Raw genomic sequence first — 20382 nt, 5'->3', positions numbered from 1 at the left:
CGCCGCCTCCCGGGGCGCCCTGACGAGGAAACACCCCGTGATCAGATTCGAGGGCGCCGGAAAGCGCCACCCCGACGGCACCGTAGCCGTCGAGGGCTTGGACCTTGAGGTCCCGACCGGTCGGATAACCGTCCTGGTCGGACCGTCCGGCTGCGGCAAGACCACCCTGCTGCGCATGGTCAACCGGATGGTCGAGCCCACCTCGGGCCGGGTGCTGCTGGACGGCACCGACGTCGCGAAGCTGGAGCCCGCCAAGCTGCGCCGCGGCATCGGGTACGTGATCCAGCAGGCCGGCCTCTTCCCGCACCGCAAGGTGATCGACAACATCGCCACCGTGCCCCGGCTGCTCGGCTGGGACCGCGCGAAGGCCCGCGCCCGGGCCGCCGAACTGCTCGAACTGGTCGGGCTCGCCCCCGAGACCGCCAAGCGGTACCCGTTCCAGCTGTCCGGCGGCCAGCAGCAGCGGGTCGGCGTGGCACGCGCCCTGGCCGCCGACCCGCCGGTGCTGCTGATGGACGAGCCGTTCAGCGCCGTCGACCCGGTGGTGCGCGCCGGGCTGCAGGAGGAACTGCTGCGACTGCAGTCCGAGCTGCACAAGACGGTGCTGTTCGTCACCCACGACATCGAGGAGGCCGTCCGGCTCGGCGACCAGGTGGTCGTACTGCGCGAGCACGGCCGGATCGCCCAGCTGGCCGACCCGCACACCCTGCTCACCACCCCCGCCGACGAGGGCGTGGCCGCCTTCCTCGGCCGCGACCGCGGCCTGCGCGGCCTCGGCCTGCGCCCCGCGCGCGACGTCACGCTGCGCCCGGTGGGCGACGGACTCAGGTACGGCGGCTGGGAGTTGGCCCTGGACGACGAGCGCAGGCCGATCGGCTGGATCGACCGCGACGCCGTCACCGCCGAGCTGCACCCGGCCGTCGGCTTCCGCCCGGACAGCGACACCCTGCGCACCGCGCTGGACGCCGCCGTCCTCTCCGCCGCCGGGGTCGCGGTGGCGCTGGACGCCGAGGGCCGGGCCACCGGCACCGCGAGCCGCGAGGCCGTTCTCGCCGCGCTCCGGCTGGGGGCCGACGGGCCCGTCCGGATCGGCAAGCCCGTCCGGACCGACGAGCCCGCCGCGGGGGGCCCCGCCGACGAGCCCGCTGCCGAGGGCCCCGCCGAAGGCTCCGCCGACGACCCCGCCGACGACCTCGCCGGCGACGGTTCGGACGGAGCCCGCGGTGGACGATGAACCGATCGTCCGCTGGTACTGGATCGGCGACCACCTCGGCTACCTCGGCCACCTGCTCGCCGACCACGCCGTGATCGCGCTCGTCCCGGTCCTGATCGGGCTGCTGCTGGCGATCCCGCTCGGCCTGGCCTGCGCCCGCTTCCCCCGGCTCTACCAGCCGCTGTCCGCCGTCTTCAACATCGTCTACGCGCTGCCCTCGCTGGCCGTGTTCGTGGTGCTGATCCCGTACACCGGGCTCGCCACTCAGGCGACCGTGATGATCCCCCTCACCTTCTACGCCCTCGCCGTCCTGCTGCCGACCACCGTGGACGGGCTGCGCGCCGTCCCGGAGGCCGTCCGGCAGGCCGCCACCGCGATGGGGTACGGGCCGTGGCACCGGCTGACCTCGGTCGAGCTGCCCGCGGCCGTCCCGTACCTGATCGCCGGGCTGCGCGTCGCGGCGGTGTCCAGCATCTCGCTGGCCAGCGTCGGGGCACTGGTCGGACGCGGCGGGCTCGGCTACCTGTTCATCGACGGCTTCCAGCGGACCTTCCCGACCCCGATCGTGGCCGGTATCGCCCTGATCGCCGTCCTCGCGCTGGCCGTCGACCTGGTCCTGGTGGGCGCCCGGCGGGTGCTCGCGCCCTGGGCCGTCCGGGAGAAGGGGGCGGGCTCGTGAACTGGCTGAACTGGCTCGGCGACTTCTTCGGCGCCCCGGACCACCGCAGCGGTCCGGACGCGATCGTGCACCGGATCTCCGAGCACCTGCTGCTCTCCGGTGAGGCGCTGCTGTACGCGGCGCTGCTGGCCGTCCCGCTCGGGCTGCTGATCGGCTACACCGGGCGCGGCGTCACCGTGGTGACCGCGTTCGCCGGTGCCGCGCGCGCCCTGCCCACCCTCGGCCTGGTGACGCTGGCGGTGCTGCTCGCCGGGGTCGGCGACACCGCCGTCCTGATCCCGCTGGTCGCGCTCGCCGCGCCGCCGCTGCTGGTGGCCGCCGTCGAGGGGGTGCGCGGCACCGACCCGGACGTCCGGGACGCCGCGCGCGGCATCGGTCTGACCCACCCCCAGGTGCTCCTGCAGGTCTGCCTGCCCTCGGCCGCACCGACCCTGCTGGCGGGCTTCCGCACCGCGACGGTGCAGGTGATCGCGACCGCCACGGTGGCCGCGTACGTCGGGCTCGGCGGGCTCGGCCGCTACGTCATCGACGGGCTGGCGACCCGCAAGTACGCCGTGACGGTCGGCGGGGCGCTGCTGGTGGTGCTGCTCGCGGTCGCCGCCCAACTCTTCTTCGCCCTGCTCGCCCGGTTCGCGCTCCCGCCCGGGGTGCGCGCCCAGCAGCGGGCCCGCTGAACCTCCTCTCCCATCCTCTCCGGAAGGACACGTATCACCATGTCGACAATGAAGCGAAGCCGGCGTGCCCTCGTCCTCGGCACGCTCGCCGCACTCGCCCTCGGCGCCACCGCCTGCGGCTCCTCCGGCGGCGATCCGCTCGCCGGGGGCACGAGCGCCCCGGCCTCCTCAGGCGCGGCGGGCAGTGCCGGCGGCTCCGGCGGCGGCTCCGGGTCGACGGTCGTCGTCGGCTCGGCGAACTTCCCGGAGAACGTCCTGCTCGGCTCGATCTACTCGCAGGCCCTCAAGGCCAAGGGCGTCAAGGTCGAGGAGAAGTTCAACATCGGCAGCCGCGAGGTGCTCTACGGGCAGCTGCAGAGCGGCAACCTGACCGTGCTGCCCGAGTACAACGGCGCGCTGCTCGCCTACCTGGACGCCAAGGCCACCGCCGTCAGCACCCAGGACGTGAACGCGGCGCTCGCCAAGACGCTGCCCTCCTCACTGGCGATCCTCGACTCCTCCCCCGCCGAGGACAAGGACTCGCTCAGCGTCACCCAGGAGACCGCCGACAAGTACAACCTCAAGAGCATCTCCGACCTGGGCGCCAAGGCCGGCGAGTTCACCATCGGCGGCCCGCCGGAGTTCAAGTCCCGCCGCGAGCAGCAGTTCAAGGACGTCTACGGGCTGACCTTCAAGGAGTGGAAGCCCACCGCCGACACCACCGCCAACGCACTCAAGGACAGCGGCGTCCAGGTCGGCAACGTGTTCACCACCGACCCGAAGATCGTCCAGTACAAGCTCGTCCCGCTGACCGACCCGAAGAACGTCTTCGGCGCCCAGAACGTCACCCCGCTGGTCAACAAGGCGGGCGTGGACGCCACGGCGACGGCCGCGCTCAACGCGGTGTCGGCCAAGCTCGACACGGCGGGGCTGACGGCCCTGATGAAGCGCGTAGCGGTGGACAAGGAGGACCCGTCGACGGTGGCCAAGGACTGGCTGAAGTCCAACAGTCTCGGCTGACGGCTCCCGTGCGTGGTGGACGGCGGCCCGGGGAACACCTTCCCGGGCCGCCGTCCGTCTCCCGGGCCGCCGTCCCTCTCCCGGGGTCCGGCCGTCTCCCGGGGTCCGTCCCGGTCCCGCCGCCGGCCGCTCACCCGGGGCTCGCCGCGGGCCGCAGCCCGCTCACCCGGCCCTCACCGTGAGCCGCCCTCCGCTCGCCCGAGGAGCCTTCCCTTCCGCGCCGCGAACATGACACTCTGGGCGCCATGCGCACTCGTCTCCTCGCCGCCACCCTCACGGCACTCGCCGCGGTGAGCCTCGCTGCCTGCTCCAGCTCGGGATCCGGCTCGGGCAAGGCCACCTCCGCGGCCGGCTCCCCCACCGCCACCGCCGCCTCGACCGCCGCGCCCTCCGACGCCGCCCCGACGCCGACGGCCCCCGCGCCCGGAACCGCCGCGCCGACGTCCGCCCCCGCGGCCGACGGCGCCACCGGCACGCCCGCGCCCGACCCCGGCACCCCCGGAGCCCCCGCACCGGCCAAGCCCGCTCCGCCCGCGGACGCCGGACTGCCCGCAAAGCCGGGCACCGACCTGACCACCAAGCTGGTCGCCGCGCTGGACGCGATCGACCCGGCGATCGTCGGCGGCAAGCCGGACCAGGCCGTGGACCGGGCGCGCAACCAGTGCCAGTCGATGTACCAGTTCCCCAAGGACAAGGGGAAGCTGGTCGAGCTGGCCAACCAGCGCTTCACCTCGCCCGACCACCCGCAGGGCTTCGGGCCGGACACCGCCGCCAAGATCAACGACGCGCTGCGCGCCACGCTCTGCCCGTCGCCCCGCTGATTCCGTCTCGCCGATTGCGTCTCACCGATCCCGTCTCGCCGATCTCGCCCCGCCGATCTCGCCCCGCCGAGCGCGGCCCGCAGCGCAGGCTCCGCGAGACCCCGAACCGCCCGGTGTCCTGAGCGCCGGGCCGCCGTGGCCGCGCACCCGTCCGACGGGTGCGCGGCCACGGTCTTTCCTTTTCGCTTCCGTTGCCCAGGCCCGCCCGTGCGCTGACGAACCATCAGCTCTCTTGACAGGGAAGTGGTCTAGTCCAAACATAAGCATGTCGATCCGACCGGGATGCACTGTGGGGGTGTGACCACCGGCGGCTGAGGCACCGCCCTGCCCTGTTCCGCTCCACCCCCGCCCCGTCCCGTACGGCCGCGCGCGCTCGCACTGCCGCTCGCGTCCGCGCGAGCCGCCGGGCTTCCGCACGCCCGCACCGCCCGTACAAGCCGCACATCCCGTACGCCCCGTACGCCCGCACGTCGGCACTCCCCCACGCTCCGCCCGTGCCGCACTCCGGGTGTCCGACTCCCCAACGACCTGCCCCACCAGACCTGTTGGAGAACCCATGCGTCTTCGCAGAACGATCCAGGCCGCACTGACGGCCTGTGCCACGCTGGCCGCTTCGGCCGGCCTGGTCGCCACCGGAACGACCACGGCCCAAGCCGCCACCCCGCTCCCCAGCCGGGTGTTCGCCCCCTACTTCGAGGCCTGGACCGGCCAGAGCCCGGCCCAACTCGCCGCCCAGTCCGGCGCCAAGCACCTGACCATGGCGTTCCTGCAGACCGCCACCAAGGGCTCCTGCACGCCGTACTGGAACGGCGACTCCTCGCTGCCGGTCTCCTCCGCGACCTTCGGCACCGACATCGCCACCATCCGCGCCAACGGCGGGGACGTGATCCCCTCCTTCGGCGGCTACACCGCCGACAACACCGGCACCGAGCTGGCCGACAGCTGCACCGACGTCAACCAGATCGCGGCGGCCTTCGAGAACGTCATCACGACCTACGACATCAGCCGGATCGACCTCGACATCGAGGACAACTCGCTGACCAACACCGCCGGCATCGACCGCCGCAACAAGGCGATCAAGCTGGTGCAGGACTGGGCCGCCACCAAGGGCCGGAGCGTCCAGTTCTCCTACACCCTGCCGACCACCACCAGTGGACTGGCCGACAACGGCCTCGCGGTGCTGCGGAACGCGATCAGCAACAACGCCCGGATCGACGTCGTCAACATGATGACCTTCGACTACTACGACAACGCCACCCACGACATGGCGGCCGACACCCAGACCTCCGCGCAGGGCCTCTACAACCAGCTCGCCAGGCTCTACCCGGCCAAGTCCCCCGCCCAGCTGTGGGGTTCGATCGGGATCACCGAGATGATCGGCGTCGACGACTTCGGCCCGGCCGAAACCTTCACCCTGGCCAACGCCGCCACCGTGTACAACTGGGCCGTATCCAAGGGCATCAACACGCTCTCCTTCTGGGCGCTCCAGCGGGACAACGGCGGCTGCCCGGGCACCAAGGGCAACGACAACTGCTCCGGGATCAGCCAGAACACCTGGGACTTCTCCCACGTCTTCGCACCGTTCACCAGCGGCTCGACGGTGAGCAACGACTTCTCGGTGGCCGTCAACCCGAACTCCGGTACCGTCAAGCCGGGTTCGTCCACGTCGGCGACGATCGCGACGGCGGTCACGGCGGGCGCGGCGCAGAGCGTCAACCTGACCGTCAGCGGCGCCCCGGCCGGCGTCACCGCCACCGCCACCCCCGGCAGCGTCACCGCCGGCGCCAACGCCACGCTCACGATCACCACCACCTCGTCGGTGGCGCCCGGGAGTTACCCGATCACCGTCACCGGCACGGCGGCCTCCGGCAGCCACACCGCGAGCTACACGCTGACCGTCACCGGCACCACCCCGCCGACCGGCCTGGTCAACGGCGACCTGGAGACCGGCAGCCTGGCCCCGTGGACCTGCCAGAGCGGCGGCGCCGTGGTCTCCACCCCGGCCCACTCCGGCACCCACGCCCTGCAGGCGGCAGCCACCGCGAGCCAGACCGGCGAGTGCGCCCAGACCGTCACGCTGAAGCCCAACACCGGCTACACGCTGACCGGTTGGGTGCAGGGCAACTACGCCTACGTCGGCGTCAGCGGCGGTGCCACCGCCAGCTCCTGGACCAGCTCCGGTGCCTGGAGCAAGCTGACCGTCCCGTTCACCACCGGCGCCTCCGGCACCGTCACCGTGTACCTGCACGGCTGGTACGCCCAGGGCAACGTGTTCGGGGACGACTTCTCGATCGCCTAGCGGGCGCGGGGAACGGCTGACAGATCACCGATGACAGACGACAGCTGACAGATAACAGATAATGAAAGCTGTCAGCTGTCATCTGTCGTCTGTCAGCCGTCCGCTGTCATCCGTCGGCTGTCAGGCGCCCGCCGTCCGCATCCGGCCCGGTCGGCACAGCGCCAGGTACGCCGTCGACGAGAGCACTCCGCAGGCCAGGACCACCACCGCCAGCAGCACCGCGGACGGCCGGCCACCGAGGCTGCTCAGCGGAGCGACCACCGCTCCGACCAGGAAGTTCCCCGTACCGAGCAGCGCCGACGCCGTCCCCGCCACCTGGGGTTCGACCAGGCCGAGCGCCTGCGCCGCGGTGTTCGGCAGGACGACCCCCAGACTGCCCATCATCACGAACAGCGGCGGGCAGAACCCGACCAGCCCGAAGTCCCACACCGTCGTCAGCAGCACCAGCGCCACACCGGCGAGGACCGCCGCGGCGAGCCCGCCCAGCATCAGCGCGCGCGGAGTGAAGCGCGGCGCCAGCACCCGGCCGTTCAGCTGCGTCATCACCACGATCGCCAGCGAGTTCAGCCCGAACAGCAGGCTGTAGGTCTGCGGCGAGACCTGGTACACGTGCTGCAGCACCGTCGAGGACCCGCTGATGTAGCCGAACAGCGCCCCGAAGGCGAGCGAGCTGGTCAGCGCCAGTCCGAGGAACGGCAGGTCGCGCAGCAGCCGCCCCATCGTCCGCAGCGTCGCGGCCACCCCGCCGCCCTCCCGCGCCTCCGACGGCAGGGTCTCGCGCAACGCGCCGACCGCCGCGAGGGTGAGCAGCAGGCCGAGCGCGGTGAGCGCCCCGAAGGTGCCGCGCCAGGAGGTGAAGCGCATCAGCTGGGCGCCGATGATCGGGGCGAGGATCGGCGCCAGACCGGATATCAGCGCGATCGACGCGAGGAAGCGCAGCAGCGAGACACCCTGGAAGCGGTCCCGGGCGACTGCGCGCCCGATCACCAGCCCGGCGGAGCCGGCCGCGCCCTGGACGAAGCGGGCGGCGATCAGCACCGGCAGGGTCGGCGCGAGCACGCACACCACGCTGGACAGGGTGTAGACGACGAGTCCGGCGAGCAGCGGTGGGCGGCGTCCGAAGCGGTCGCTGAGCGGTCCGAAGATCAGTTGCCCGGCCGCGACCCCGAACATCGAGAAGGTCAGGGTGAGCTGGACGGCCGCCGGTTCGGCGGCGAGGTCGTCGGCGATCGCGGGCAGGCCCGGGAGGTAGAGGTCGGTGGTGAGCGGCCCGAGGGCGGTGAGGCCGCCCAGGACGGCGATGGTGGCCCAGCCGGTGGCGGCCTGGCCGGTGGCGGGTGCGGGGGTGGCGGGTGCGGTGGTGGCAGCGGTCGACGTGTCGTCGGCGGGGCCGACGGTCGGGCCGGGCATGGCTCTCCTCACGGACGGGGGTGACGCGGGGCTCGTTCGCGTCCCGTCCTATCGCAGCCCGGGCCGGTTGCGACAGCAGGGGGGTGCAGTCGAGTGCGTTCGCCGCCGACGCACCTCTCCGGTTCGTCCCCACGCACCCCCACGCAGACCACCGGTACGACGGCGGCCCGCCCGCACCTTCCGGTGCCGGGCGGGCCACATGGTCCAGCGATCGACCGGTCCATCGATCAGTCCGTCGATCGATCTGCCGCTCGGTCGGTCGGTCGTCCGACCGGGACGCTCAGTGCTTGGTGATGTGCGCGGCGCGCTGCGCCGCCTGCACCGCCGCGCCGTCCTGCCAGGCGTAGAGCTGGTTGCCGGTCAGAGCCACGTTGTAGTGCCCGCAGGTGGCGCTGGCCTTGGCCACTACGCCCTCCGGGAACCAGCCGGCCTTGAGTGACGCCGGTGCCGGGTGGGCGGCCTTGCCCGGCAGCCCGTTGGTGCAGCCGACGGGCAGCCGCCCCTCGGGGAGGGTGGCGCGCAGCAGGCGGTCGTCGCCGGTGGTGGACATCAGGTACTTCACGCCGGAGGCGTTGTCGGGCAGCCAGGCCGGCATCGAGTGGCGGCCGGCCTTGGCCTGGGTGCCGGTGTCGTACGAGGCCTGCTCCTGGTGGCGCCCGTCGTACCAGTCGGACACGCGGGGGCCGATGGCCACGGTCGCGACGGCCACGGCCATGCCGGTGCCCGCGACTCCCAGCGCGACCTTGCTCACGATGCCCTTCATGCCCGCTCGTCCTCTCCGTGTTGGTGGCCGGTGTCCCCCGGCCGGTGTCCGTGCCCTGAGTCCGTTGCCCCGCGTTCGTCGCCGTCGGCCGTTCCCGTCCCCGCCGCCGGCCCGGGCGACGCGTTCCGCCGTCCGGTGTACATATCGTGGCCCGCGCCGGCCCGGCGGAGCGTCACCACCAAGTCGCGATCTTGCCTCCGACCCACGGGGTACGGTCTCCACCTTCAGGCGTATGTCCTTCGGCAGGGGCGCCGGGCTCCGCGGGACCCGGTACGTGCCGGTCCGGCGCTCAGGTTGGCACGCTCCGGTCGAGCACCGCCCGAACCCCGATCGAGCCTCGCTCAAGCCCGGCGTCACCGCAGCCGGGCCTGCTGCACCCGGGGCACCCCGGAACGCAGCCTCGGCTCCGGGCCGCCCGCGACGTCCAGGCCGCCCGCGACCTCCGGCACGCCCGCGGCGCCGCGCGGCTCGCCCGCGGCGCGCGACGGCGTCAGACCGTCGCGGGCACCGGCCGGGCGATCGGGAAGGGCCGGCCGTCGAGGGTCCAGTGCGGGTCGATCGGGCGCAGCAGCGAGGCGTACACCTGGGCGGCGACGTCCGGGTGGCGGATCTCGCCGAGCGGCGGTCCGGCGGGGATGTCGTGCCCGGCGCAGGCGACCCAGGCCGTCCGCTCCTCGACCGTGCGGCCGCCGTGGCCGCCGGCGTCGACGTGGCCGTGGTCGGTGACGACGATGACGGTCCACTGCTCCTCGGCGTACGAGGCCCGGCCGCGGACGGCGTCCAGGAGGCGGCCGAGGCGCTCGTCGGCGGTGCGCATCGAGGCGCGGTACTCGTCGCCGCAGCCCAGGAAGTGGGCGGTCTCGTCGACGGCGCCGAGGTAGACGAAGGAGGCCTCGGGGTCGGCCGTGCCGAGGACGTGGACGGCCTCCCGGGTGACCTCCTCGTCCACGGCCTCCCAGGCCTCGGGGGTGTCCTCGGCCGGGGCGACGTACGAGAGCCGCCCGGGGGCGCGGAAGAGCGGACCGCCGGACTCGTTGATCATCAGCGGGTCCCAGCCGGCCGCGACGAAGGTGCGCCGGCGGTCGCTCCGGTTGAGGCGGGTGGCGAAGTCGGGGAACACGTCGAGCCGGTTTCCGCCCAGGTGGTTGCCCCAGACGCCGTGCTTGGCGGGCTCGACGCCGGTCACGATGGTCGCCCAGCAGGGTCCGGACATGGTGGGCGTGCCCTCCGCCACGGTGACCGGCACCAGGAACCCGGCCTCGGCGACCTCCTGGAGGCGCGGCATCGGCACCTGCTCCAGGTGGTCGTGCCGGACGCCGTCGATCCCGACGACGAGCACGCGGGGGCGGGGCCACTGGACAGCGGACATGGCGGGGTTCCTTTCGGTCGTGCGCACCGTCGGCCGCGCCCGCCCGGGGCGCCGCCGACCGCGCCATGCTCCACCGGCCGCCGTACCGAACGGCGTCGCCCAACCGAACGGCGGGTGTCCGCGAGGTGTCGGGCGGCCTCCGCGCCGCTGGTCAGCGGGCCGCGCGGACGGACGGGCGTGCTGGTCAGCGGGCCGGGGGCAGTGCCCGCGGGCCCGTCACGGCTGGGGCCGGAACTCGTGGACGACCTCGATGCGCCCCACGATGTGCCGGTTGAACTCCTCCAGCTCCTCGGCGGGCACCCAGAGCTCCAGGATCGTCCGGCCGCCGACCTGCCGTACGGGGTAGCGGGCGAGGAACCCGGTCTCGACCTCGAAGCGGGTGACGTAGCCGACGCCCGAGGCGGGCACGTTCCAGTCCCGGGCGATCCGGATCGCGTAGTCCTCGTCGAGGACCGGGTAGAAGATCGGCTGGTCTGGCAGCCGGGGCGGCCAGGCGCGCCGGTCGGCGGCCTCGACCAGCGCCAGCTCCTCGGGCCCGGTGGGGCGCCAGAGGGTGGTGGTCGGGGGCGTCCGGACGTGCGTGCTGGTCATGGACGGGCACGGTAGCCGGGCACGGTCGCGCCCGGCCACCGGATTTCCCCTGATCACGAGGGGCGGACGGCCCGTCAGCGGTAGGCGGACTCGCCGGTGATGGCCTCGCCGAGGACCAGGGTGTGGATCTCGCTGGTGCCCTCGTAGGTGAGCACCGACTCCAGGTTGTTGGCGTGCCGCAGCACCGGGTACTCGGTGGTGATGCCGTTGGCCCCGAGGACGGTGCGGGCGCTGCGGGCGATGTCCAGCGCGGTGCGGACGTTGTTGAGCTTGCCGAAGCTGATGTGCGGCGGGCGGGCGGCGCCCTCCTCCTTGAGCCGGCCGATCCGCAGCGCCACCAGGTAGGCCTTCTCGACCTCCAGCATCATCTCGACCAGCTTCTGCTGGGTCAGCTGGAAGCCGGCGATCGGGCGGTCGAACTGGATCCGGCTCCTGGCGTAGTCCAGGGCGGAGGTGTAGCAGTCGCGGGCGGCGCCGACGGTGCCCCAGAGGATGCCGTAGCGGGCCTCGTTGAGGGAGGAGAGCGGGCCGCGCAGGCCGACCACCCCGGGGAGCACCGCGTCGGCGGGCAGGACCACCTCGTCGAAGGCGAGCTCGCTGGTGACGGAGGCACGCAGGGAGAGCTTGCCGTGCACGTCGGTGGCGGTCAGGCCGCGGGCGCCGCGCTCGACCAGGAAGCCGCGCACGCCCTCCTCGGTCTGCGCCCAGACGACGGCGACGTCGGCGATGCTGCCGTTGGTGATCCACATCTTGCTGCCGGACAGCACCCAGTCGCCGCCCTCGCCGCCCTTGCGGACCGCCCGGGTGCGCATGTTGGCCGGGTCCGAGCCGAAGTCCGGTTCGGTGAGGCCGAAGCAGCCGATCAGCTCGCCCGCGGCCATGCCGGGCAGCCAGCGCTGCTTCTGCTCCTCGGAGCCGAAGGCGTGGATCGAGCGCATGGCGAGCGAGCCCTGGACGGAGACGAAGCTGCGCAGCCCGGAGTCGGCCGCCTCCAGCTCCATGCAGGCCACGCCGTACGCGACCGCGCCGGCGCCCGCGCAGCCGTAGCCGTCGAGGTGCATGCCGAGGACACCGAGGGCGCCGAGTTCGGGGGCGAGTTCGCGGGCCGGGAAGACCCCGCGCTCGAACCACTCGCCGATGTGCGGGCGGATCCGTTCCTCGGTGAACCGGCGGACGGTGTCGCGGATCAGCCGCTCCTCGTCGGAGAGGAGGTCGCCGACGGCGAGCAGGTCGGACGGGTCGATCCGGTTCGGCTTCGTCATCGAAGCTCCTTGCAGTCTCGGCAGGGCACCGGTCTCGGCGGAGTCGGCGGAGTACCGGCGCGTGTTCGGAGTACCGGCGAGTATTCCGCACCCGGCCCGGCCGTGGGTGGGCGCGAACGCGTGAGGAAAGCGACAGCGCGGGGTGACGGCGCCTCAGCGGGCGGCGCCCGCCCCACCCCGTACGAGGGCGGCCGCGCTCGTGCCACCCCGTGCGGGGGCGGCGCTCATGCCACCCCGCACAGCCGGAGCACCGCCGTCGTCGCCGCGCCCGCGACGACCACCACCGGGAAGGGCGCCCGCCGCAGCGCCAGCACCCCCGCGACCAGCACACCCACCGGACGGGCCCACCCCGCGAAACCGTGCCCCTGGGTCAGCGCACCGGTCGCCACCAGGGCGACCAGCAGCACCGCCGCCGCGACGGCCAGCAGGTGCCGCAGGCGCTCCGAGAGGGCCAGCCGACCGCCGAGCAGCGGCCCGGCGAACCGGAAGGCGTACGTGCCGACCGCCAGCAGCAGCACCGCGTACAACGGCATCATCGGACCGCCTCCTTCTCCTCGACCTGCGTCGGATCCGCCTTCCGCGTCCCGGACCCCGCGGGCTGCGCAGACCTCTCGGAGCCCGCGGACCCTGCAGATCCCGCGGGCCCCGCAGACTCCTCCGACCCCGCGGACACCGCAGCCCCCTCCGACCCCGCCGCCGGCCGGCCCGCGAACAGCAGCCCGACCAGGGCCAGCAGCACCGGCAGCCCGGCCGGGACGAACGGCGTCGCCGCGACCGCCACCACCGCGCCCACCAGCGCCGCGGTACGGGTGCGCCGGTCGGTGAGCGAGGGCAGGACGAGGGCGAGCAGGACGGCGGGGAAGGCGGCGTCCAGGCCCAGCGCGTCGGTGTCCCCGATCAGGCCGCCCGCGACGGAGCCGAGCAGCACCGCGACGTTCCACACCACGAACAGGGCGGTCCCGCAGAGCCAGAACGCGGCTCGGCGCCGTCGCGGCTCGCTCTGCTGCAGGGCGAAGGCAGCGGACTCGTCGGTGATCAGCTGGGCGCCGATCACCCGGCGCCACCAGGGGCCGTCGAGGGCGTCGGCCACGGTGAAGCCGAAGGGCAGCAGCCGGGCGTTGAGCACCAGCCCGGTGGCGACCGCCGCGAGCGCGCCGCCACCGGAGAGCACCACGCCGACCGCCGCGAACTGGGAACCGCCCGCGAACACGAGGACGGAGAGCGCGACCGGCACCCAGAGGGGCAGGCCGCCGGAGACGCTGATCGCGCCGAAGGAGGCGCCGACGAGGGCGTCGGCCAGGCAGACCAGAGCGATGTCACGCAGGGTGGCGCGCTCCAGTGTTCGGATGAGCGAACGCATGTCCATCAGAGTGAACCCGCCGCGACCGGTTCGTCAAGGCGAACAAGAAGACCGACAGAACGAACGCCGGCCCGCCGGACGTCTCCGCGGGCCCGGGCGGCCGTGGCAGCATGAACGGCACCGGCCGCACCGGCAGGCCGGAAAGCCGGAGCCGGAGCCGGACACCACCGGAGACCCGGACGGCGGCGGCCCACGGTCGGCGAAGGAGTCAGAGGAGAGCGTGAGTGGCGAGCATGAGTGACCACACCACCCCGGCCGCGGTCGCCGGCGGCTCCGGGACCGAGCTGATCGGCCAGATCGCCGCCTCCATCCGCCGCGAGCGCGAGCGCAGCGGGCTGTCGATGACCGAGCTGGCCCGGCGCGCGGGCATCGCCAAGTCGACGCTCTCCCAGCTGGAGTCGGGCGCGGGCAACCCCAGCGTGGAGACGCTCTGGGCCCTCGGGGTCGCGCTGAACGTGCCGTTCAGCCGACTGGTCGACCCGCCGCGCCCCGCGGTCAAGGTGATCCGGGCCGGCGAGGGCCCGGTGACCCACTCCGAGCGCGCCGACTACGCCGCCACCGTGCTCTCCTCCTGCCCGCCCAACGCCCGCCGGGACATCTACCGGATCGAGGCGCAGCCCGGCGAGACCAGGGCCTCCGACCCGCACATGCCCGGGACCGTCGAGCATGTGATGATCGGTGCCGGGCGCGCCCTGGTCGGGCCGGCGGAGGCGCCGGTCGAGCTCGGCCCGGGCGACTACGTGAGCTACCCGGGCGACTCGCCGCACGTGTTCCGCGCCCTGGCCCCGGACACCCTGGCGGTGATCGTGATGGAACACATCTGACGGACGCGCCTGACGGACGCGCCTGACGAACGCGCCCGCCGGGCCGTCAGAGACGGCGGGTCACTTCAACAGCCGGTCCAGGAAGGGGTTTCCGAACACCCGGTGCGGGTCGTGGCGGTCCAGGACGGCGACCGCCTCGTCCCAGCCGGGGCCGCCGCCGGCGCGCAGGGCGTCCGGGATGACCCGGTCGATCAGGTCCGGGTCGGACCAGGCGGCGTCGGCGGTGTAGGCCCAGCCCTTGGACCACTCGACCCGCAGGCCCGCCCGGGTGCCGTCGAAGGTGCGCAGCAGCCACTGCTCCAGGTCCCGGGCGAAGCGCTCCAGGCCGGGTGTCCCGGGGAAGGCGAGCACGTCGAGCCAGACCGCCGTGTCCCACGCGGGGCGGTCGGCGCGCGGGCGCAGCGCGGACAGCAGCGGGGGCCGGGCGCCGGGGACGCCGGAGTACGCCGGGTCGTCCAGGCCGGTGACCCGGATCTCCACCGCGCCGTTCACCGGGTACTCGCCCCGGGCCTGGTACGCGGCCAGCAACTCCCGGTAGTACGCCGCGAATTCGCTGACCACCCACTGCAGGTCGGCACGTCGGGTGAGGATCGCGTAGCCGTTGGCGGTGACCCGCAGGGTGGTGGGACGGACGTACTGCAGCAGGGCACGCGAGCGGCCCCAGAGGTCGGAGTGCAGCCCGCCGGCGAGCAGGTGGGTGAGCACCTCGCCGCTCAGCAGGCCGCGCAGCAGGCCGCCGGAGAGGAGGACGTCGGTGATGTCGCCGGTGAGCCCCACCTTGGCGACCAGGTACTGGAGTTGGCCGAAGAGCGGGGCCGATGCCCAGGCGCCGGAGACGATGTCGCCGGCCAGCCGGGCCACCGGCTCCGGGACGTTGTCCGAGAACGGGTAGTTGTAGGGCTCGTCGACGGTGAGGGAGGCGAGCGGCTTGGTCGGGGCGACGCTCCAGGTCTTGAGCCAGGGGTAGTCGGTGTAGGCGAACCAGATCGCCTCGGCCCGGCCGTCGCGCTCGACGAACTCGGCGAAGGTCCGGGGGCCGTCCCCGCCGGAGCCGCCGGAGCCGCCGCCCAGCAGGCCGCCCAGCACTCCCCCGAGCAGCCCGCCGCCGGACGCACCACCGGTTCCGCCGGACGCCGCCCCCGGGCGGGCGAAGAGCTCGGTCGCCGGGATGTCGAGTCGGCTGACGCAGCGCAGCGGCCGGTCGGCGCCGGCCCGCAGGACGACCTCGGTGAGGAAGGCGCGTCCCAGGTGCACCAGGAAGGCGGCGCTGTCGGCCTCGGAGCGGTCGAAGGTGCGCAGCGTGTAGCGGCCGGTGGCCGGGTCGAGGACGACGGCGGTGAGCCGGACCACCTGGTTGCTCACCGAGCCGTAGCCGTGCCCCTCCGGCCGCACCTCGCCGGCGGCGGGGACGGCGGTGCCGTGGCCGCCGATGGCGAGCACCCCGCCGACGGTGATCTCGCCGGGCGCCGGACAGGCGGTCAGGCCGAGGCCGCGGTCGGCCAGGTGCGCGAGCAGGGCCTCCACGGTGGCACCGGTCTGCACCCGGACGGTGGTGGGCGAGTCCGCGCCGATCGCGGTCAGGTGGCGGCTGGTGTCCACGAGCAGGACGCGGGCGCTCTCCGGGGTCCGGTCGGCGACGGTGAGCGGTGCCCAGGTGTGCCGGTAGCCCGAGGCGCGCAGGCGCCAGCCGTTGGCGTGCGCCCAGTCGGCGAGGACCGGGACCTCCTCGGGGGTGCGCGGCGCGCAGGTCCACAGCTGGTCGGTGCGGATCTCGCCGGACCAGTTCTGGAAGACCCGCTGGTAGAGCTCGGTACCGTCGGGCAGTCCGGGCGGTGCGGGCGTGGCGGCCTCGGCGCTGTCCGGTCCGACGGTGCCGCGCAGGATCCAGGCGGCGCCACCGAGCGCGGCGGAGGCGCCCAGCAGCTGCCGCCGGGTGAGACCGCTCCCGGCGGTGCCGCCGGTGCCGCTCCCGGCGGTGCTTCCGGCGGTGCTTCCGGCGGTGTCCGTCGTCCCCGCGCTCTGTCGTCCCCTGGTCATCCGTCCGCCCCTCGTGCTGGTCCCCCCGGGCCCGGCTGCGGCCGTCCGGGTCGGCCGGTCTCCGCCCGGCCCGGGGAGGAGCGTACGAAGTGCCGTACGGAGGTTTGCGGCGGACCCGTCGTTGACTCACTCGTTCGAGTGAGCACGGCCCGGTCAACGATTGAGGGTCCTCGGCGCGGGGCATGCGGAGCGCCCCCTCCCGGAGGACCGGACGGCCCCTCACGGGCAACCGGACCGCCCCTCCGGGGGCCGGGTGGCCGCGCCGGAAATACCCGGGACCCGCTCGCGGCTGTCGTGATCGGAGATCCGTTCCGGGCCGGACCGGCCCGTACAGGAGGTGCAGCGCGCGATGGGTGACGAGCAGGCGAAGCCGCAGGAGTCGCAGGAGTACCGGGTCGAGCACGACTCGATGGGCGAGGTCCGGGTACCGGCCACCGCGAAGTGGCAGGCGCAGACGCAGCGGGCGGTGGAGAACTTCCCGGTGTCCGGGCAGCGGCTGGAGCGGGCGCACATCGCCGCGCTGGCCCGGATCAAGGCCGCCGCGGCCCGGGTGAACGCCCGCCTCGGGGTCCTGGACGGGGAGACGGCGGAGGCGATCGTCGCGGCCGCAGAGGAGGTCGCGGAGGGGCGCTGGGACGACCAGTTCCCGGTGGACGTGTTCCAGACCGGTTCGGGCACCTCGTCCAACATGAACACCAACGAGGTGATCGCGACCCTGGCCGGGGAGCGGCTGGGCCGCCCCGTCCACCCCAACGACCACGTCAACGCGAGCCAGTCGTCCAACGACGTCTTCCCGTCCTCGATCCACATCGCCGCCACCGCCGCCGTGACGCACGACCTGGTCCCGGCACTGGAGCACCTGGCGGAGGCGCTGGAGCGCAAGTCCGCCGAGTTCGCCGAGGTGGTCAAGTCGGGCCGTACGCACCTGATGGACGCCACCCCGGTCACCCTCGGCCAGGAGTTCGGCGGCTACGCGGCGCAGGTGCGGCACGGCCGGGAGCGGCTGCTGGCCACACTGCCCCGGGTCGCCGAACTCCCGCTCGGCGGAACGGCGGTGGGCACCGGCATCAACACCCCGCCCGGCTTCCCGGAGGCGGTCATCGCGGAGGTGGCCCGCGCCACCGACCTGCCGCTGACCGAGGCCAGGAACCACTTCGAGGCGCAGGGCGCGCGGGACGCCCTGGTCGAGCTGAGCGGTCAACTGCGGACGGTGGCGGTCGGCTTCACGAAGATCGCGAACGACCTGCGGTGGATGGGCTCCGGTCCGCGCACCGGCCTCGGCGAGATCAACCTGCCTGACCTGCAGCCGGGTTCGTCGATCATGCCGGGCAAGGTGAACCCGGTGCTGCCCGAGGTGGTGCTGATGGTCGCCGCCCAGGTGGTCGGCAACGACGCGACGGTGACGCTGGCCGGCGCGAGCGGCAACTTCGAGCTGAACGTGATGCTCCCGGTGATCGCCCGCAACGTGCTGGAATCGGTGCGGCTGCTCGCCACCAGCGCCCGGCTGCTCGCGGACCGGACGGTGGACGGCATCACCGCCAACGTCGAACGGGCCCGGGAGTACGCCGAGTCCTCGCCCTCGGTGGTGACCCCGCTCAACCGGTACATCGGGTACGAGGAGGCGGCGAAGGTCGCCAAGCAGTCGCTGGCCGAGCGCAAGACGATCCGTCAGGTGGTGCTGGAGCGGGGCTACGTCGAGCAGGGCAAGCTCACCGAGGAGCAGCTGGACGAGGCGCTGGACGTGCTGCGGATGACCCGCCCGTAACGGCCGCGGGGCCCCGGCCGGGGCCGGAGCGCCTCGGAGGACGGTGTCCGGGGCGTGCGCCGGGGCGCGGTGGGCGGTTGTGTCCGGGGCGTGCGCCGGGGCGCGGTGGGCGGTCGTGCCCGCCGCGCCCCGGCGGGGCTGCGGGGAGGATTCAGCCCCGGGCTCGGCCGGCCCGGCCGCGCCGCATTGCCGCTCCGTTCGAGGTCATGGTGGCCATCGAGATCGCCGCGAGTCCGAGCAGGAACATCACGGCACCGGCGATGAGGCAGGTGACGATGTTCTTGCCGTGCGCGACGGAACCGGAGACCGCCCACGGGGAAATGATCGTCCAGACACCGAGCGCGGTGGCCGCCCAGGCCCTCGCGTGGGTGCGTTCGTAGGCCGTGCCGTAGCCGGCCATCAGCACCGTGTAGGCCAGACCCACGATCAGGCAGGTCACGGTCAGGGTGCTGAACGCGGTGAAGCCGACGATCCACGGCGATGCCGCCAGGAAGAGGCCGGCCAGTACGGCCAGGGCTTCCACACCCTGGGCGCGGGGGGTCGAGGTGACCCGCTCGTAGTGTTCCCGTAGTTCGACGATGTCCGGATGGTGCTCCATGCCCGTCGGGATATGGGTTGCCACCGATACCACCTCCTGTGGTCCGGAACCTGGGGGGCACACAGACTGTGAACGCGCGCGCCCCGTACCCATTCTGTCCCTTCTCTAACGTTTTGCACCCTATTGGGCGTAATGATCGATAACCATCCGATCACGCCGATTGAGACCGTCAGCGGCGGTTGGCGAGGCCGACGGGGAGTTCCGCTGGTTGTGTGTGCGGTGGTCAGTGGTGGTTGGCGATTTCGGTCAGTGGTGGGTGGCGAGCCTGCGCTCCAGCGGTTACTGAGCGTTGTGGTGAGGTGCTGGCGATCCGGCGAGGAGTCCGCTCGCGTGGTGGTCTGACCGCTGCCCCTTCCCGGGCAGAGACGGCCCTGGCCCCGCTGCTCCATGGAGCTGGAGCAGCGGGGCCAGGGCGGCGCACCTTGACTGCTGGCAGATCAGCCGGATGTGCGCCGCCCGTCGGCGGTGTGGGCGGTGTCCGGGTCACTCGCCCTTGAGCTGCTGCACCAGGCCGAGCCGGTCGATGACCGCGTGCCGCTCGCTGATGCGGTCGCCGACGAAGCGGAACAGGGCGAAGGCCTCCGTGCTGACGCGCTTGCCCGTGGCCGGGACGCCCATCAGCGGGCCGGTGTGGGTGGCCGTCATGCGCCAGCGGACGACGACGTCGTCGCCCTCGCCGAGCAGGTCGAGGATCTCGAACGACGGGTCGGTGTGGGTGGCGTGCACTTCGCGGATGGCGTCCTTGAAGCCCTGCGGGCCCCGCACGTTCTGATGCTTGCCCTCGCTGGTGGCGAAGTCCGCGGTGAACAGCTCGTCGGCGACGTCCACGTCGCCGGCTTCGAGGGCCCTGTAGAGGCGGCGGACGGCGTTCTTGCGGTACTCGACGGTGGTCATGGGTCCCCTCCCGAGACGGATCCGAGCGGATCGCCGAGCGACTTACTGAGCGATCCATCAGTAAGTTAACCTGTTGCTGAGCGATTACTCAAGAAGTCGGGGCGGCAGGGAGAGACGGAGGCCGGAGATGGCTCAGGCGCGAAGCGGTCGGCCCTCGACCGGGGTGCGGGAGGCGCTGCTCAAGGCGACCGAGGAGGCACTCGGGGAGGCCGGGCTGGCGCTGTCCACCAAGGAGATCGCCCGCCGGGCGGGCGTCGCGGAGTCGAGCATCTTCTACCACTTCGGCGACCGGCTGGGCCTGCTCCAGGCCGTCATCGGACTGCACCTGCCCGCGTTCGCCGACGCGACGGCCGTCCTCGGCGCGCCGGAGGGTGCCGCCGGGCCCGCGTCCGGAACCGCCCCCGGGGCCGCGGGGACCGCGACCGACCCGGGGGCGGCGGAGACCGGCTCCGGCGCCGAGCTGGAGGCCGACCTCGCCGCCCTGCTCGCCCGCCTCGAACGGTTCTACCGCCGGATCATGCCGATCCTGGGCGCCGTCCAGTCCGACGCCCAGCTGCGCGGGTTGCTCGCCGAACGCGGCGGCGAGGTCGGCCCGCACCTCGCCCTCGGGGCGGTCGCCGACGCCGTCCGGGCCCGCCAGGCAACCGGCCGGCTCCCTGCCGCGCTGGACCCGTCCGCCGCGGCCCTGCTGCTCGTCGGCGCCGCCCACCAACGGGCCCTGCACGCCCACTTGCTGGGGGAGGCCGCGGCCCGCTTCCTCCCCCCGGTGGCGACCGTCGCCCGCACCCTCGCCCCGGCCTTCCGGTAGCGCACCACGCCGGCTC

The 20382-nt window shown here is 73.6% G+C and carries 19 protein-coding genes; 9 read left to right on the top strand and 10 right to left on the bottom strand.

Annotated features, from left to right (window positions below):
• The first annotated feature begins 37 nt into the window (after nt 1-37).
• The 6 genes from ACIRD3_RS01655 to ACIRD3_RS01630 all read left to right on the top strand — a co-directional run bounded on the left by ACIRD3_RS01655 (nt 38) and on the right by ACIRD3_RS01630 (nt 6685).
• Entirely contained in the window at nt 38-1234 is a 1197-nt protein-coding gene (locus ACIRD3_RS01655) for an ABC transporter ATP-binding protein (protein WP_402209921.1), read from the top strand.
• Nucleotides 1224-1892, top strand: coding sequence for an ABC transporter permease (locus tag ACIRD3_RS01650; RefSeq protein ID WP_402209918.1), 669 nt, complete (start codon nt 1224-1226; stop codon nt 1890-1892). The genes ACIRD3_RS01655 and ACIRD3_RS01650 overlap by 11 nt, the downstream gene beginning before the upstream one ends.
• Nucleotides 1889-2566: an ABC transporter permease gene (locus tag ACIRD3_RS01645; RefSeq protein WP_402209915.1), complete on the top strand. Its 678-nt coding sequence runs from the start codon at nt 1889-1891 to the stop codon at nt 2564-2566. The genes ACIRD3_RS01650 and ACIRD3_RS01645 overlap by 4 nt, the downstream gene beginning before the upstream one ends.
• Before the next feature lie 39 nt (nt 2567-2605).
• Nucleotides 2606-3565, top strand: coding sequence for an ABC transporter substrate-binding protein (locus ACIRD3_RS01640; RefSeq protein WP_402209912.1), 960 nt, complete (start codon nt 2606-2608; stop codon nt 3563-3565).
• 245 nt (nt 3566-3810) lie between these two features.
• Nucleotides 3811-4386, top strand: coding sequence for a hypothetical protein (locus tag ACIRD3_RS01635; protein WP_402209910.1), 576 nt, complete (start codon nt 3811-3813; stop codon nt 4384-4386).
• 556 nt (nt 4387-4942) lie between these two features.
• Entirely contained in the window at nt 4943-6685 is a 1743-nt protein-coding gene (locus tag ACIRD3_RS01630; protein WP_402209908.1) for a glycosyl hydrolase family 18 protein, read from the top strand.
• Between the two features lie 120 nt (nt 6686-6805).
• On the opposite strand, the gene ACIRD3_RS01625 is transcribed toward ACIRD3_RS01630, so the two are convergent.
• From ACIRD3_RS01625 to ACIRD3_RS01595, 7 genes are all read right to left on the bottom strand, one after another.
• A complete protein-coding gene (locus ACIRD3_RS01625) occupies nt 6806-8095 on the bottom strand; it encodes a multidrug effflux MFS transporter (RefSeq protein WP_402209905.1) in 1290 nt (429 codons plus the stop codon).
• 280 nt (nt 8096-8375) lie between these two features.
• A complete protein-coding gene (locus ACIRD3_RS01620) occupies nt 8376-8858 on the bottom strand; it encodes a hypothetical protein (RefSeq protein WP_402209903.1) in 483 nt (160 codons plus the stop codon).
• A 490-nt stretch (nt 8859-9348) separates the two neighbouring features.
• Nucleotides 9349-10227: an alkaline phosphatase family protein gene (locus tag ACIRD3_RS01615; protein WP_402209900.1), complete on the bottom strand. Its 879-nt coding sequence runs from the start codon at nt 10225-10227 to the stop codon at nt 9349-9351.
• A 216-nt stretch (nt 10228-10443) separates the two neighbouring features.
• A complete protein-coding gene (locus tag ACIRD3_RS01610; protein ID WP_402209898.1) occupies nt 10444-10818 on the bottom strand; it encodes a hypothetical protein in 375 nt (124 codons plus the stop codon).
• Between the two features lie 74 nt (nt 10819-10892).
• Nucleotides 10893-12080, bottom strand: coding sequence for an acyl-CoA dehydrogenase family protein (locus ACIRD3_RS01605; protein ID WP_402209895.1), 1188 nt, complete (start codon nt 12078-12080; stop codon nt 10893-10895).
• 224 nt (nt 12081-12304) lie between these two features.
• Complete coding sequence (locus tag ACIRD3_RS01600) at nt 12305-12613, bottom strand: AzlD domain-containing protein (protein ID WP_402210756.1); 309 nt, start codon at nt 12611-12613, stop codon at nt 12305-12307.
• Nucleotides 12613-13440 carry an AzlC family ABC transporter permease gene (locus ACIRD3_RS01595; RefSeq protein WP_402209892.1) on the bottom strand — a complete coding sequence of 276 codons (828 nt, stop codon included), beginning with the start codon at nt 13438-13440 and terminating at the stop codon, nt 12613-12615. Before ACIRD3_RS01595 ends, ACIRD3_RS01600 begins: the two co-directional genes overlap by 1 nt.
• A 233-nt stretch (nt 13441-13673) precedes the next feature.
• Between ACIRD3_RS01595 and ACIRD3_RS01590 the strand changes: the two genes are divergently transcribed.
• Entirely contained in the window at nt 13674-14264 is a 591-nt protein-coding gene (locus ACIRD3_RS01590) for a helix-turn-helix domain-containing protein (RefSeq protein ID WP_402210753.1), read from the top strand.
• A 60-nt stretch (nt 14265-14324) separates the two neighbouring features.
• Here the strand turns inward: ACIRD3_RS01590 and ACIRD3_RS01585 are convergent, their stop codons facing one another.
• The gene (locus tag ACIRD3_RS01585) at nt 14325-16301 is read right to left on the bottom strand and encodes a cholesterol oxidase substrate-binding domain-containing protein (protein WP_402209890.1); all 1977 of its coding nucleotides are present in this window, start codon (nt 16299-16301) and stop codon (nt 14325-14327) included.
• A gap of 349 nt (nt 16302-16650) precedes the next feature.
• Between ACIRD3_RS01585 and ACIRD3_RS01580 the strand changes: the two genes are divergently transcribed.
• Nucleotides 16651-18066 carry a class II fumarate hydratase gene (locus ACIRD3_RS01580; RefSeq protein ID WP_402209887.1) on the top strand — a complete coding sequence of 472 codons (1416 nt, stop codon included), beginning with the start codon at nt 16651-16653 and terminating at the stop codon, nt 18064-18066.
• 151 nt (nt 18067-18217) lie between these two features.
• Here ACIRD3_RS01580 and ACIRD3_RS01575 read toward each other — a convergent pair whose 3' ends face one another.
• Nucleotides 18218-18664 carry an SPW repeat protein gene (locus ACIRD3_RS01575; protein ID WP_402209884.1) on the bottom strand — a complete coding sequence of 149 codons (447 nt, stop codon included), beginning with the start codon at nt 18662-18664 and terminating at the stop codon, nt 18218-18220.
• 483 nt (nt 18665-19147) lie between these two features.
• A complete protein-coding gene (locus ACIRD3_RS01570; RefSeq protein WP_402209881.1) occupies nt 19148-19558 on the bottom strand; it encodes an ester cyclase in 411 nt (136 codons plus the stop codon).
• Nucleotides 19559-19685: 127 nt separating this feature from the next.
• Here ACIRD3_RS01570 and ACIRD3_RS01565 point away from each other — a divergent pair, with 127 nt between their 5' ends.
• A complete protein-coding gene (locus ACIRD3_RS01565; RefSeq protein WP_402209878.1) occupies nt 19686-20366 on the top strand; it encodes a helix-turn-helix domain-containing protein in 681 nt (226 codons plus the stop codon).
• The last annotated feature ends 16 nt before the right edge of the window (nt 20367-20382 follow it).

Source organism: Kitasatospora sp. NPDC093550 (genome assembly GCF_044764985.1).
Taxonomy (GTDB): domain Bacteria; phylum Actinomycetota; class Actinomycetes; order Streptomycetales; family Streptomycetaceae; genus Kitasatospora.
This window is presented reverse-complemented; position numbering and strand designations above follow the sequence as displayed.